14 protein-coding genes are annotated in these 14,362 nt (G+C 66.6%); 7 read left to right on the forward strand and 7 right to left on the reverse strand.

What is annotated here, in order from left to right; genetic code table 11:
- Positions 1–102: a hypothetical protein gene (locus ELR45_RS42740; protein ID WP_420813894.1), complete on the forward strand. Its 102-nt coding sequence runs from the start codon at positions 1–3 to the stop codon at positions 100–102.
- Between the two features lie 29 nt (positions 103–131).
- On the opposite strand, the gene ELR45_RS15650 is transcribed toward ELR45_RS42740, so the two are convergent.
- From ELR45_RS15650 to ELR45_RS15675, 6 genes are all read right to left on the reverse strand, one after another.
- Positions 132–797, reverse strand: a complete 666-nt coding sequence (locus ELR45_RS15650) for a chloramphenicol phosphotransferase CPT family protein (RefSeq protein WP_205856670.1) — start codon at positions 795–797, stop codon at positions 132–134.
- The gene (locus ELR45_RS15655; RefSeq protein ID WP_165367806.1) at positions 794–1,318 is read right to left on the reverse strand and encodes a Uma2 family endonuclease; all 525 of its coding nucleotides are present in this window, start codon (positions 1,316–1,318) and stop codon (positions 794–796) included. The genes ELR45_RS15650 and ELR45_RS15655 overlap by 4 nt, the downstream gene beginning before the upstream one ends.
- Positions 1,319–1,514: 196 nt before the next feature.
- Complete coding sequence (locus tag ELR45_RS15660) at positions 1,515–3,632, reverse strand: MMPL family transporter (protein WP_129667241.1); 2,118 nt, start codon at positions 3,630–3,632, stop codon at positions 1,515–1,517.
- Positions 3,633–3,952: 320 nt separating this feature from the next.
- Entirely contained in the window at positions 3,953–6,478 is a 2,526-nt protein-coding gene (locus ELR45_RS15665) for a DEAD/DEAH box helicase (RefSeq protein WP_129667242.1), read from the reverse strand.
- Entirely contained in the window at positions 6,475–7,365 is an 891-nt protein-coding gene (locus tag ELR45_RS15670; RefSeq protein ID WP_129667243.1) for a siderophore-interacting protein, read from the reverse strand. Before ELR45_RS15670 ends, ELR45_RS15665 begins: the two co-directional genes overlap by 4 nt.
- A 50-nt stretch (positions 7,366–7,415) precedes the next feature.
- Complete coding sequence (locus tag ELR45_RS15675; RefSeq protein ID WP_129667244.1) at positions 7,416–8,636, reverse strand: PQQ-dependent sugar dehydrogenase; 1,221 nt, start codon at positions 8,634–8,636, stop codon at positions 7,416–7,418.
- Positions 8,637–8,755: 119 nt separating this feature from the next.
- Here ELR45_RS15675 and ELR45_RS15680 point away from each other — a divergent pair, with 119 nt between their 5' ends.
- The 6 genes from ELR45_RS15680 (at position 8,756) to ELR45_RS15705 (ending at position 13,229) form a co-directional block, all read left to right on the forward strand.
- The gene (locus tag ELR45_RS15680) at positions 8,756–9,673 is read left to right on the forward strand and encodes a 2-hydroxyacid dehydrogenase (protein ID WP_129667245.1); all 918 of its coding nucleotides are present in this window, start codon (positions 8,756–8,758) and stop codon (positions 9,671–9,673) included.
- Positions 9,674–9,756: 83 nt separating this feature from the next.
- Positions 9,757–10,227 (forward strand): DUF3995 domain-containing protein, encoded by a 471-nt coding sequence (locus ELR45_RS15685; protein ID WP_129667246.1) that lies wholly within the window; start codon positions 9,757–9,759, stop codon positions 10,225–10,227.
- On the forward strand, positions 10,217–10,717 hold the full coding sequence (locus ELR45_RS15690; RefSeq protein WP_205856671.1) for an RNA polymerase sigma factor: 501 nt from the start codon (positions 10,217–10,219) through the stop codon (positions 10,715–10,717). Before ELR45_RS15685 ends, ELR45_RS15690 begins: the two co-directional genes overlap by 11 nt.
- Complete coding sequence (locus ELR45_RS15695; protein WP_205856672.1) at positions 10,714–11,172, forward strand: SRPBCC family protein; 459 nt, start codon at positions 10,714–10,716, stop codon at positions 11,170–11,172. The genes ELR45_RS15690 and ELR45_RS15695 overlap by 4 nt, the downstream gene beginning before the upstream one ends.
- A 496-nt stretch (positions 11,173–11,668) precedes the next feature.
- Positions 11,669–12,778 (forward strand): WD40/YVTN/BNR-like repeat-containing protein, encoded by a 1,110-nt coding sequence (locus ELR45_RS15700; RefSeq protein WP_129667248.1) that lies wholly within the window; start codon positions 11,669–11,671, stop codon positions 12,776–12,778.
- Between the two features lie 127 nt (positions 12,779–12,905).
- A complete protein-coding gene (locus ELR45_RS15705) occupies positions 12,906–13,229 on the forward strand; it encodes a cupin domain-containing protein (RefSeq protein ID WP_129667249.1) in 324 nt (107 codons plus the stop codon).
- Between the two features lie 43 nt (positions 13,230–13,272).
- On the opposite strand, the gene ELR45_RS38005 is transcribed toward ELR45_RS15705, so the two are convergent.
- Positions 13,273–14,362: DUF7402 domain-containing protein (locus tag ELR45_RS38005; protein ID WP_205856673.1), on the reverse strand; the 1,090-nt coding region annotated here is incomplete at its 5' end.

Consider the following 14,362-nt stretch of genomic DNA (forward strand, 5'->3'; position numbering starts at 1 on the left):
CTGCTGGAACGTCTCGACGATCCAGCCGGACCGCCGCAGCACATCGAGGTGGACACGCACGTTGTCGCGCGCGGCTCGGGAGAGATTCCACCCGCAGCTTGACCCGGCCTTAGAGGCCCCGCCTCTAAGGCTCAGCGCTCGTCAGCGGCCCCGTACGCTGCGGCTGCAAGGCGTCGGAACACTGACGGCGCCGGGCCGGCGCTCAGTCGTCGCCTGATGATATCGACGCACTCTTCTGCGGCGTGGACGGAGGTATCGACCTCGAGGTCGTAGACACCCGGTGTGTGAACGGCTTCCTGCCAGCGCCTGACCGGCGTCGGCACCGTGCCGTCACCAGGGTCGACTCCCCACGTCGCGTGTCGTCTTTCCATGACGACGTCAATCGGGCAACGAACGCCGACGAACAGCACGGGAAGTCCGGACAGTCGGCGCGCGCAGCGCGAAAGGATTCCGAGCGGTCTGGAGTAGTGGTCGTGGTGGCCGACGTCGACGACGACATTGACGCCTATGCGACTGTGCGCGGCGACGGAGTCGTACATCGCGAGATACAGGGTGGCCACGAACGGCTCGAGATCGGGCCGTTCACCGCCCGGCCGAAGTCCGACTCCGGGCTGGAAACGCTCGGGCGTCATCCGCATGAAATGATCGACGCCGAGGTTCATCCAGACACCATCGAATGTTTCCTGGATCGCGGTGGCGATACTGGACTTGCCCGAGCGCGGCACGCCGTTAAGGATGATGATCTGCCCCGCCGGGGAGGCCTGGCAGTCGACGAACATCGCTCCGGCGTCGATCATTCAGGCTGTGGCCAGTGGATGGCTTTGGTCAACTCGGCCGTGGAGGTGCTGAGCAGGTCGCTGCCTTCAACGAGGCGGAAACCGGAGTCGGCGCGCGCGTACCATTCGATGCTCCGCGTGTCCGGATCCACGATCAGGATCTCCTTGACGCCAACTCGGAAGTAGAAGCCGAACTTCTCTCGGCTCTCGTCGCCCGGTGAGACGATCTCGACGACGATCTCCGCCGATGCATTGAACGTACGCGGCGCCTGGTCGGCGAAGTACGCTTGATCGGGAACCCGGTAGTCATCCGGCGTGCCGATGTTGCACGGCCCGCTGCCCTGAAGTCCGGCGAGGTCTGCCCGAGGGCGCAAGATGCATGCCAACTGGATTTCTACTCGCCCATGCAGGCCATGCGGCGCCGGTGCCACGTGGTACTCACCTTCCCACACCTCATCGAACAGGTCTTGGCCCAAGGCGCGGCGCCGTTCGAGCAGATCGTGGAACTCTGGCGGAAGCTCACCTACCAGCACTGTGCGCATGTCCACCATCGTAGATGCAATGCCGAAGGTCATGACACGGCACCATATCGAATACGTCAGTATGAGTCAATTTACATTCGTCGGCATGTCGTTGGCTATGAATGCGTCGTCTCGTAGGTCTCATTTCTTGTAGGAAGCACAGCACGCCTGAGACCGCGAGCAGGTCGGAACCTGCTCGCGGTCTGCGTTCCAGCCTTCAGGCCTGCGTGGGCGACCCAGTGAGGGCGCGTTCGCCCGGAGGGGGCTCCGTTTCGTCGACGTCCTCGACCTTCGCGAGCCGGCTCGGCCACCACATGAATCGGCCGATGTCGAGGCTGAGCGATGTGACGAGCACCGCTCGCACGATGAGCGTGTCGAGCAGGACGCCGAACGCGACCACGAATCCGATCTCCGCCAGGAAGACCAGCGGCATCGTGAGGAACACAGCGAACGTGCCGGCCAGTACCAAACCCGCGGACGTGATCACGCCACCGGTGGCGGCCAGGCCGATCAGCGCACCGCGTCGGGTGCCGAACTTGTACGCCTCTTCACGCACCCGGGTCATCAGGAAGATGTTGTAGTCGATGCCCAAGGCGACCAAGAAGACGAACGCGAACAGTGGGAACGAGGAGTCGGTACCCGCGAAGCCGAAGACGTTCTCGAAGACGAAACCGCTGACCCCGAGGGCAGCACCGAACGACAGAACCACCGTCCCGACCAGCACCAGGGGAGCGATCAGCGACCGGAGCAGCGCGATCAAGATCAGCAGGACCACGACGAGCACCAACGGGATGACCACGACGTTGTCGCGCGCCGATGCCTCCTGCATGTCGACGTTGATGGCGGCCGAACCGCCGACGACCGCGTCGCTGCCGTCGATGGCGTGCACGGCGGACCGGATCTCGTCGATCGCGTCGCCCGCCTCGTCACTGTAGGGCTGAAGCGAGAGCGTGCCCTCGACGTACCCCCGATCGTCGACGACGGCCGGCTCGGTGACGGAACCGATGGCCGGGTGCTCGCCCAGCACGGCGGAGACGGCGTCGATCTCGTCCGCGTTCGCGATCACGGTCACCGGGTCGCCTGCGCCGACGTCGAAATGTTCCGCGAGGACCTGCTCGGCCTGCGCGAAGTCGGGTTCGCTGGTGAAGCCTTCCTCCAAGGAGAGCCCGTCGGCGTTGAGCTGGGTGATGCCCAACGTCATCGCGCCGAGGACGATGGTCGTGGTCACCCACACCTTCCGGGGGCGGGGCTGGATCGCCTTGCCTACCCTGGCCCACAGGCCGCGAGTGGTGGGCTCGTCGCTGCCGAAGTGCGGTCGCTTGGGCCAGAAGATCCATCGTCCGAAGATCACCAGAATGGCCGGGAACAGCGTCAGCATCGCACTCATGCCGACCGCGACACCGACGGCGAGCACGGGTCCCATCCCAGCCGTCGAGTTCATCTCGGCGACGATCAGGCACAACATGCCGAGAACGACCGTGCCGGCACTTGCCATCACGGCCGGGCCTGCCCGATGCAAGGCGAAGTCCATCGCCTCGTGCCGGTCCTCGTGCCGGCGCAGCTCCTCGCGGTAACGAGCGACCAGGAGCAGCGCGTAGTCGATACTGGCCGCCAGGACGAGGACGGCGAGGATGCTCGCGCTCTGCGCGTTGACGGTCAGGTCGGCATATCTGGCCAGCAAGTAGACCACGCCTTGTGCGCAGGTCACGGCGACCCCGGCACAGAGCAGCGGAAGTATCCAGAGGATGGGGCTGCGGTAGGTCAGCAGCAGGATCACGATCACCACGGAGACCGCGGCCAGCAGCAGATTGCTGTCCAGATCACCGAACGACTCGGCCTGGTCTGCCACCATGGCGAGCGGCCCGGCGATCTCCACCTGCAGGTCACCGGCGTCGCTCGTCGCCTGGTCACGTACCTCGTCCAGCAGGTCGGGTGCCAGCTCCCAGTCGTCTTCAATGTCGATGGGCACGATGAGCTCGAGAGCCTCGCCGTCCTCCGACGGAATCGGGCCGACGATCTCACCGTCGATATTCTCGAACTCCCCGAACGCTTCGGCGTCGGCCGCCGCCTTGGCCATGTCGTCCTCGGTGACGCCGCCGTCGCGGACGTAGACGATGACGGCGGGGACGGCTTCGGTCGAAGCAAAGGTGGATTGTTCCTGGAACGCGGCTGTCGACTCGGCGCTGCCCGGCAGCCATTCGACAGTGTCATTCTCCTCGACATCGGTCAGCTGACCGGCGAGGCTTCCGCCGACAGCGGCGAGCACGAGCCAAACGGCGAGTACGAGCCATTTGCCCAGGCGTCCGGTCAGCCGACCGGTGAGCGAGCGTGTCATGTCTTCCCCCCGGATGTACGCGAGTGTTGGTCTCTATGTGAGACCAGCGAGGCTGCGAAAACTCATCGGAGTCCACGTCTTTGGCCGGCGTGTCCTCATGTCGGGCGCTCGTTGCCGCGCAGTTCGAGCGCTCAGTCGGCAGAACGATATCGCGCGGGACTGACAATGTCCTCAGGGTTTTCCCGGAGGTCAGACATGCCCAGTTAACGGCCCCTTGCGGTGCGTGGATGGTGCGGGCCGGCTCGCCTACGCGTTCGGATGTGCATGGCAGTCACGTTAGGTGCGGCGCGCGGGCCGGCGCTTCTCCATTCCTGACCGGTCTATAGTTCACCGGCGTCGGAGATCTCGACGACGGGATGGCCCGCGTCGTTGGAGGCGTCCAGTTCGATGGTTGCGCTGATTCCCCAGTCGCGGTTGTCGGCCGGGTCGTCGAAGATCTGCCGGACCTCCCAGCGGTCGGCGTGTTCGGTGATGATCAGCATCTTGGGACTGCGGGCGTCAGGGCCGATGCCGATGTCGTCGTGTTCGTCGAAGTACGGTTCGATGGCGTCGGCCCAGGCGTCGGCGTCCCAGCCGGATGCGCCGTCGAGCTCGCCGAGCTCTTCCCATTCCTCGCGAGCGGCCAGCTCCACGCGGCGGAACATCGCGTTGCGGACCGACACCATGAACGCGCGGCGGTTGGCGGTGATCGGGCGCGGTGTGTCCGCTCCGGCCGTCTCCAGCCCGCCCTCGTCGAGCTCGTCGGGATTCTGCAGTTTCTCCCACTCGTCGAGCAGACTGGAGTCGACCTGCCGGACCAGCTCTCCCAGCCACTCGATCAGGTCGGTCAGTTCCTCGGTACGGATCTCCTCCGGCACGGTCTGCCGCAGCGCGCGGAAGGCGTCGGCGAGGTAGCGCAACACCAGCCCTTCGGATCGCGCCAGCTGGTAGAAACGCACGTACTCGCCGAAGCTCATGGCCCGCTCATACAGGTCACGGGCGACGGACTTGGGCGAGAGCTCGTAGTCGGCGACCCAGGGATTCGTCTGCCGATACAGCTCGAAGGCAGCCTCCAGCAGTTCCTCGAGCGGCCTCGGGTAGGTGACGTCCTCCAGTAGCTCCATCCGCTCGTCGTACTCGATGCGTTCAGCCTTCATCTCGGCGACGGCCTCACCGCGCGCCTTGTTCTGCTGCGCCGCCAGCACCTGGCGAGGATCATCCAGCGTGGATTCGACGACGGAGAGCACATCCAGCGCATACGTCGGTGATTCCGCGTCGAGAAGCTCGAACGCGGCCAGCGCGAACGGAGAGAGTGCCTGGTTCAGTGCGAAGTCCGACTGCGGGTCGACGGTGATCCGGACGGTACGGCCGTCGGCATCGGGCTCGTCGAGCCGTTCCATGACGCCGCTCTGCAGCAGCGCCCGGTAGATCGCGATGGCCCGAAGAATGTGCCGACGCTGCGCAGGGCGGGACTCGTGGTTGTCAGTGAGCAGCTTGCGCATCGCTTCGAACGCATCGCCGGACCGTCCTGCCACACCCAGCACCATGGCGTGGCTGACGGCGAAACTGGAGGTCAGCGGTTCCGGTGGAGACTCGACGAGCCGTTCGAAGGTCTTCTCCCCCCAAGAGACGAAGCCCTCCGGCGGCTTCTTGCGGACCAGCTTCCGCTTCTTCTTCGGGTCGTCACCGGCCTTGGCGACCGCCTTCTCGTTCTCGATGACGTGCTCGGGGGCCTGCACGATCACCTCGCCCACGGTGTCGTAGCCCGCCCGGCCGGCGCGACCGGAGATCTGGTGGAACTCCCGCGCGGTGAGGTGGCGCGTCCTGGTGCCGTCGTACTTCGTCAGGCCGGAGAGCACCACGGTCCGGATCGGCACGTTGATTCCGACGCCGAGCGTGTCGGTGCCGCAGATGACCTTGAGCAGGCCGGCCTGAGTGAGCCGCTCGACCAGACGACGGTACTTCGGCAGCATGCCGGCGTGGTGGACGCCGATCCCGTGCCGCACCAGGCGGTTGAGCACCTTGCCGAACCCAGCGTGGAACCGAAACCCGCCGACCTCCTCGGCGATCCGGTCCCGCTCCGCGCGGGTGGCCACGTTGACGCTGGTCAGAGACTGCGCTCGCTCGATCGCCGCGGCCTGTGTGAAGTGCACGACGTAGACCGGGGCCCGGTGCGTCGTGAGTAGTTCGTCCAGCAGCTCATGGATCGACTCGGTCGAATAGGAGAAGGTCAATGGCACCGGACGAGTGGTGGACGCCACGACCGCGACCTCCCGGTCGGTACGCCGCCGGAGATCCTTCTCGAAGAAGCTGACATCGCCCAGTGTCGCCGACATCAACAGGAATTGCGTGTTCGGCAGCTCCAGCAGAGGGACCTGCCAGGCCCAGCCACGCTGCGGGTCGGCGTAGAAATGGAATTCGTCCATCACCACCTGGCCGACCTCGGCGTCGGCGCCGTCGCGCAGAGCGATCTGCGCCAGGATCTCCGCCGTGCAGCAGATGATCGGCGCTCTCGGGTTGACGCTGGAGTCCCCGGTCATCATGCCGACGTTGGCCGCGCCGAACGTGGCGATCAGGTCGAAGAACTTCTCCGAGACCAGGGCCTTCAGCGGAGCGGTGTAGAACGTGCGCTTACCCGCGCTGAACGCTGCGAAGTGGGCTCCCACCGCGACCAGGCTCTTGCCCGAACCGGTCGGGGTGTTCAGGATGACGTGCGAGCCGGAGACAAGCTCGATCAGCGCCTCCTGCTGGGCCGGGTAGAGGTCGAAACCGCGCGCGGACGCCCAGGAGGTGAAGACATCGTAGAGAACGTCTGGCTCGGTGTCACCGGTGAGATGGGCCAGTGTGGCCGGGGCGTCGACGGTCATGACGGGTAGATGACGGTCTCGCTGCCGCGCTCCCGCTCGTCCTTCTTCCACGCTTGGAAGTCGTCCTCGACCATGCCGGCCCGCCAGTAGCCGGAGAGCGACAGATCCGCCCGGTCGACGCCCCGCTCGGTGAGGAAGTAAGACCGCAGTCCTTTGACCAGGCTTGTCTCTCCGTGGACGAACACTTGGGCCCGGCCCGGCCGCCACGGTACGGCCTTGACGGCTTCGACCAGATGGCTCGTCTCTTCTCTGGAGACAGGTGCGTCGTCCGCGTGACCCGCGCCGTGGGCGGGTGCGTCGCGGTGCAGCCAGGTGATGGTCGCATCGGCCTTGGTGGTGAGCGGTTGCTCCTCGGCTGCGTCGGCCACTTCGAGGACGACGTGGACCGGTGCACCGTCAGGCATCACCTCGAGTGCGGAAGCGATGGCGGGGAGCGCCGCCTCGTCGCCGGCGAGCAGGTGCCAATCGACGTCCGGGTTGGGCGCGAAGGCGCCGGCCGGGCCGAAGAACCGGATCTCATCGCCCGGCTTGGCGTTCGCCGCCCAGGGAGCGGCGATCCCGGAGTCGCCGTGGGTGACGAAATCGATGGCGATCTCTCCCGCCGCGGTGTCCACGTAGCGCACCGTGTACGTCCGTTTGATCGGCCAGTGTTCGCGCGGCATCGTCGCCTGGACCTCGGTGACGTCCAACGGGTTCGGGTACTCGACCCCGGGGGCGAGGAAGAGCAGCTTGATGTAGCGGTCCGTGTACTCGTTGGTCACGAAGTCCGCGAAACCGGGGCCGCCCGCGATCACTCGCACCATGGTCGGCGTGAGCCATTCGGTGCGCAGCACCTGCAACGTGGTGATGCGGCGCGCGCGTGGCGCAGGTCGATCGTTCTTAGCCATATGCGCCAGGCTAACCCCTCGCGCTCCATCCCACCCACCGCCGACCCCGGCTACGAGTCGGAGAGGGTGAGGCGGAGGATGCGGTCGTCGCCTTCGCGTGGATCGGTCCGGCCGTCGGTGTTGTTGGTGAGCACCCAGAGCGTTCCGTCCGGTGCGACGACGGCGTCGCGCAGCCGGCCATAGTCGTCGAGGTAGTCGGTAGGTTCCCCGGCTTCGCCGCCGGGGAGAGGGATCTGCCACAGCCGCGCCCCGCGCAGGGCCGCCATGAACAACGTCTGGTCGACGTAGGCCAGCCCGCTCGGTGAGGCGTCCTCGACCGGCCACTCGTGGACCGGGTCGATGTAGTCCTCGCTGCCGCCATCGTCTGGGATGCCCTCGACTTCCGGCCAGCCGTAGTTGCCGCCGGCCTCGATCAGGTTCAACTCATCGGCGGCGCTGTCGCCGAACTCGCTGGCCCACAACCGTCCCTCGTCGTCGAAGGCGAGACCTTCGACGTTGCGGTGTCCGTACGAGTACACCGCCGAGTCGTCGAACGGGTTGTCGTCCGGGATGTCGCCATCGGGCGTGACACGCAGGATCTTGCCCGCGAGCGTGTCGAGGTCCTGCGAGTTCGAGCCATCGCCGGCGTCCCCGGTGGCGATGTAGAGCATGCCATCCGGACCGAACGCGATCCGCCCGCCGTCGTGCCGCGGGGACGCCGGGATACCGTCCAGCAGGGTCTCGAACTCGCCGAACTCACCGTCGTCGTACGTCGTGCGTAGCACCTGGTTCTCGTCGCCGGCGGTGGCGTAGACGTACAGCGTGTCCGGCGCGTTCGGATCGAAGGCGATACCCAGTAGGCCACCCTCGGCTTCGCCCTCGACGCCGGGGACCTCGCCGACCTCGGTCACGTCCCCGGACTCGGTCACATGGACGATCGTCTCCTCGTCGCGCTGCGATACCAGGGCCTCGCCGTCGGACAGGAAAGCGATGCTCCACGGGGCGTCCAGGTCGGTGACGAGTTCCTCGACGTCGGTGGGCTCCACCGGTCCGGCCGCGGGCGCGTCCGTGGGTGAGGACGGCGGCGATTCGTCGGTCGTCTCGGAGCCAGGCGATTCGTCGGGCGTCTCGTTCTCGGGCGAACCGTCGTCGGGTGACTCGGCGGGCGACTCGTCTTCGGAGGTCTCGGTGGCGGCTGGCTGTCCGGGCTCGGGCTCGTCGTCGCCGCCGCAACCGGCCACCACGAGGGCAGCGGCAACCGTCACCGAGCCGAGCAGGCGGTTAACACTCACTTTTCCTATCGTGCCACGTGTCGCATCGCTGATCACAGCTCGCGCGTCATCATCGGCGAATGGACCGCCATGATGCGGGCGGCGGTTGATGCTCGCGGGCGCATCGATAAGTTGGACTGGTGACCACTGTGCTGATTCCGTCGCTGGCGGACGACTTGCCGCTTCCCGACGGCCTCGACGTCCACGTGTGGGACAGCGGCGACGAGCTTCCCGACGCCGACGTGCTGGCCCGCGCTGAGTATTACGTCATGCCGTATACCTTTGCGCCGGACACCGGCGACATCGTGGCTCGGATGCCGCAGCTGAAGGTGATACAGACACTGACCGCGGGATACGAGCACGTCAAGCCCTACATGCGCGACGGAATCACCCTGTGCAACGCGCGCGGCGTGCACGACGCCAGCACCGCTGAGCTGGCGGTCACTCTCACCCTGGCCTCGTTGCGCGGCGTTCCCACGTTCGTGGAGGCTCGCCGGCGCGGCGAGTGGGCGTTCGGCTTCTTCGAGGCGCTGGCCGACAAGACCGTGCTGATCGTCGGTTACGGCGCGATCGGTCAGGCGATCGAGGCACGGCTGGTGCCGTTCGAGTGCGACGTGCTACGGGTAGCACGGACCGCGCGCGACGGCGTGGCCGGATTCGACTCACTGCCGGAACTGCTCGGGCGCTGCGATGTGGTGATCCTGATCTGCCCGCTGACCGACGAGACACGTGGCATGGTGGATGCGAAGTTCCTCGCCGCGATGCCCGACGGTGCGCTTCTGGTGAATGTCGCGCGGGGCGGGGTGGTGGACACCGACGCGCTGGTGGCAGAGCTGTCCAGCCGCCGCATCCGGGCTGCGCTCGACGTCACCGACCCCGAACCGCCGCCGCCCGGGCATGCGCTGTGGACCGTGCCGGGACTGCTGATGTCCCCGCACGTCGGCGGCTCGTCGTCGGCGTTCCGGCCCCGTGCGCGACGTCTGGTCCAGGCTCAGTTGGAGCGGTACAGCGTGGGCGAGCCGCTGGCGAACGTCGTCGTTGGCCCGGAGTCGAGCTAAAAGAAAGTAGCGGGGGAACGAATCGGCATCCGAGGTCCTCTATCAAGGTGAACTACTCGCTCACCAGCCTTGCCGGAGGATCTGTGCCGAACCGACGTACCAACCCCGTGGCTATCGCCGTCGCCGCTGTGCTCGGCGCTGACGCGTTGCTGCACCTGTATTGGGCAACCGGAGCAACCTGGCCGGCATCCGATGAACGAAGCTTGTCGTACGGTGTGCTCGGCTACGACGTATCGTTCGCACCACCCGTGGTGCTTCCACTGGCCGTGTTGCTGTTGACCGCTGCCGGCGTGGTACTCGCCCGGGTCCGGCTGAGCCTCAACCACCGCTGGGGCAAGCTGCTCCAGCTCGGAACGCTCGCGGTCGGCATCGGAATGGCAGCACGTGGGCTTGCAGGTATCGGCTGGATGATGGGACTCGACGTGGGCGCACCTGACGGCTCAGCTTTCCACTGGCTCAACCCGATCGTCTACACGCCGCTCTGCGTGGCGCTGGCTGTCGCCTGTCTCCACATTGCTCGGTCCAGGACGGAAGACGTGGCCCGTGTCCGATGAACGGACGGCGCGGCTCGTCCGCGCCGCGCAGAACGGTGACACCCTGGCAATGAATGACCTGCTCGACGAGCTCTGCCCGTACGTCGAGCGCATATGCGCACCGATTGCGCTCCAGCAGGGCGAGGACGCCGCGCAGGAAGCTCTGACGGCGATCTTCCGCGGCCTGCGCAGCCTCAAGGAACCGGCCGCCATATACGGATGGGCGCGCACCGTCGCCGCGCGGGAGGCTGTGCGCATCGCCAGACGTGGAGCCCGCAGTGAGCCCGCTGATCTCTCCGAGCTGCCGGCACGCGGCGACCCGCAGCTGGCCACGGACGTCCATGACGTGCTCACCCGGCTCACGCCAGAGCACCGTGCAGTGCTCGTCCTACGCGATCTTGAGGGCATGGACGAGCAGACGGCAGCTGCCCAGCTCGGCATTCAGGCTGGAACCGTCAAGTCACGATTGCATCGGGCACGAGAGAAGTTCAGGAAGGCATGGTCGGCATGAACTGGCCAACATCGGAGCTCGACACGGTGGCCCGGCTGCGGGTGCTGGCCGCGGGTGTTCGTGGAGCGCACATCACAGAGCAGGTCATCGATGCGCCATTCGACGACGTCTGGGCGATGCTCGCCGACCTCGAAGGGGATTTCGGGGAGATCGTGACGGACATGCAAGGGGTGACCGTACTTGGCCGAGACGGGGACCGGGTGACGCTACGCGCCCGCAGCCGCTTTGGCATGCGGGCCCGAATCGAAGGAACTCAGCGGCCGGGTTGGTGCTGGCTGCAAAGTCGCTTCCTGCTCATAGGCATTGCGGCCGCACCCTTGGGTGCGCAGACGCTGGTGGCCTTCACCGGAGGTGTACGCATCCCTGGTCGCGCCGCGCTCGTGCCCGTTGGAGTACGCCGAGAGGGCCGGCATAGTTTGGCGCGGCTGGCCCAGCGGGTGGACGCGGGCCATTGATGTGCCGGGTCACGTGCACGACCCACAGATCGTCTGGTGTGGCCGATCGGTGGCGGATCTGCGACCGGCCGCAGGGCGCGTCGTGGTTCCGGTCCATTGCCGGTTCTGGTCCAGGCATCCCGTTCCTCGGATCGCAGCCTCGCAGGGTGCGACGGAGGTGCCGTGCCCTCTTGACGTTCACTCTCAGGGCCGCCATATTCCTAACTGGAACAGCGCCGCCGAGACGACGAGGTCGCGGCGCATAAGGGGGCCGCATGAGATCGGCGGATACTCGCGCCGCAGGTGCATGGCGACATGTCAGGCGTGCCAGACAGCTTTCCCGGACCGGGCCGATCTTCTTCAGACGGATGGCAACGGGTCCCACAGGCCCGCGTCGAATGTCCTCAGACGTAGCGGTAGACGTAGCGGTCGGCTGACCACGAGACGCGAACGGTGAGTTTTCAGCGGCCTCGAGGTCTATACGACGAAGGAGGCCTCCGACGAGAGGAGAGGCGTGATGGCCAAAGGCGACGTCGTGCTGGTGGTCGGGACCCGCAAGGGACTCTGGCTGCTCCGCAGCGCAGACCGGCGGACCTGGAGTGTCGAGGGACCACATCTGCTGATGAAGTCGGTGGCGGCGTGCGCTATCGACACTCGTGGTGACCGGACCCGCGTACTGGCCGGTGCCAGTTATGACCATTGGGGGCCGGCTGTCTCCTGGTCCGACGACCTCGGCGCGACCTGGCACGAGGCTCCGGACGGTAGCGGCGTGCGGTTCCCGGCGGAACTCGGGGCATCGGTGGAGGCGGTCTGGCAGATCCGGCCGGACACCGCGGACCGTCCGGGTGTGGTGTGGGCAGGGACCGAGCCGTCGGCGTTGTGGCGGTCCGAGGACGGCGGCGAGACGTTCAGCCTGTGCGAAGGACTGTGGAATCACCCGCACCGGCCCACCTGGGAGCCGGGCGGAGGGGGACAGGCTATCCACACCATCCTGCCCCACCCGAGCGATCACGCCCGCGTGATGGTCGCCATGTCGACCGGCGGCGTGTACGTCAGCGAGGACGCCGGTGAGAGCTGGAACCCGTCCAACGCCGGCATCTCCGCCGACTTCCTGCCGGGCGAGGAACCCGAGTACGGCCAATGCGTGCACAAAGTCGCGCGGGACGCCGCCGATCCGGACCGGCTGTTCCTGCAGAACCATCCGGGCGTCTTCCGCTCCGACGACGGCGGTAAGAACTGGGTGTCGATCGCCGACGGCCTGCCGTCCAACTTCGGCTTCCCGGTGGTCGCTCATCCGCACCGTGCCGGAACCGCTTGGGTGGTGCCCCTGACCGCGGACATGGAGCGGATGCCTCCCGAGCGCACGCTCCAGGTGTGGCGGACCGACGACGCCGGCGCAAGCTGGAAGAAGTCAGCCGTCAGCATGCCCGGCATGTTCTACGCCTCGGTGTTGCGCGACGCCTTCTGTTCTGACGACGTGACGCCCGACGACGGCCCGGCCGGCGTCTATGTGGGCACACGGGACGGATCGGTCTTCGCCAGCGCGGATGAAGGGAGCACCTGGTCCGAGGTGCTGTCGCACCTGCCGGACGTCCTTTGCGTCCGCGCAGCCGTGGTGCCTGGTTGACTCGGTGTCCGCCTAGCCCTGGTGCCGTGGCCGGCGTTCGCGAAGATGATCTCGTAGGTGTGCGAGTGACGGTTCCGGGGCATGCAGAGCGGTAGCGGGAGCGCCTGATCGTGGGGAAGATGGGTAAATGGCTGAGATGACGCTGGAGTCCATCGGCACCCACCAACTTGACGCGGCCAGGAACTCACCGAATGGCCGCGCTTCCCGGACGCTGCACAGCGGCGCGCGGCTTCGCCAGACGTTGATCGCGCTCACAGCGGGGACACGCATGCATGAGCACCAGAGCGAGGGAGATGCCACCTTGCTCTGCCTGCGTGGCAGCGTGACGCTGAATTCGAATGACCGCAGTGTCACCGTCGCGGAGGGAATGCTCGTAGACATCCCGCCACAGCGGCACGACCTCGTCGCTGACCAGGACTCCCTGGTGATCCTGACCGTCGGCCTCGGCTGATCACCTTCCATGATCATGAACAGTAACCGTGCTATGTACACGGTTACTGTTCATGATCATGAGAGGGGCGTACCTCGTTGCTTGGCTGGCTTTCCGTGCCGGGGCCGCTCATGGTGTGGGCCGTCACAGTGAACGTGTATGGCTCGCCCGGCGTCAGGTCGGGCACGGAGACTTCGGTGGTGTCTTCGTCGACGGTCACCGAGTCCAGCGGCTCGCCGGCGCGGTACGGCGTCACGACATACCCGGTGATGGGTGTGCCACCGTCGAACTCCGGTGGTGTCCAGGACACGGTGGCCGACCCGGTGCCGGCCTGGGCAGCCACCTCTCGCGGTGGCCCGGGCGTATCGGGTAGGGCGTAGACCTCGAACTCCGAGAGTCCGTTGTTGGGGCCGGTACCGCCTTCGACCTGGAAGCGCACCGAGTCGAATGTCTTCATGTCGAACGTGACCGTCTTGGCGGAACCATTCGTAGGGACGTCGCTGACCTCGACGGAGCTGCCGTCGCTGAAGGTGAGCGTCCCGCCGTTGACGTCGTCGACACCTGCCCGGTCGTAGAGCACGATCCGGTCCGCCTGGACCGGATCCTCCCAGTCCAGCTGAATCCAGGGATTCTGTTCTCCGGCGGAGGCCCAGTCTCCGGCATCGGGACTCCCGATCACGCCGTCGACAGCTTTCTCGGCGGAGTATCCGGAGCTGTGCTCCGACGATGCGGCAGCCGTGACACCTGGCCACCGGGCCGCGTTGCCACGCAGCAGGTCGGGGTCCAGCGTGACGTCGACCTGCTGCGTCGACGTGACCTGGCCGCTGTCGGCGGCGGTCGCGGTCACGAGGACTTCGCCGCCACGGTGATTCACGGTCAAGATACCGTCCGGGTCGATGGTTGCCTTCTTCGTCGGCGAACCGTCCGGTTCGGTCACGGACCAGAAGACCTCCTTGAGGGTTGTGTCGTCGGGCGTCACCTGCCCGTCGTAACTGACCGAGCCGTACGGCTCGACTATCCGTTCTGGTCCGGAGATCTCGATATCGGCGGCGAGGACCGGCTCGTTGCCTTCGGAACCTGACTCCGACGGTGGGAGCTCGTCGACGCCCCAGTCCTTGTTCGGCTCGGGGCCCATCCACAGCTCCAGGGTGCCG

The organism is Phytoactinopolyspora endophytica, assembly GCF_004138495.1.
GTDB classification, from domain to species: domain Bacteria; phylum Actinomycetota; class Actinomycetes; order Jiangellales; family Jiangellaceae; genus Phytoactinopolyspora; species Phytoactinopolyspora endophytica.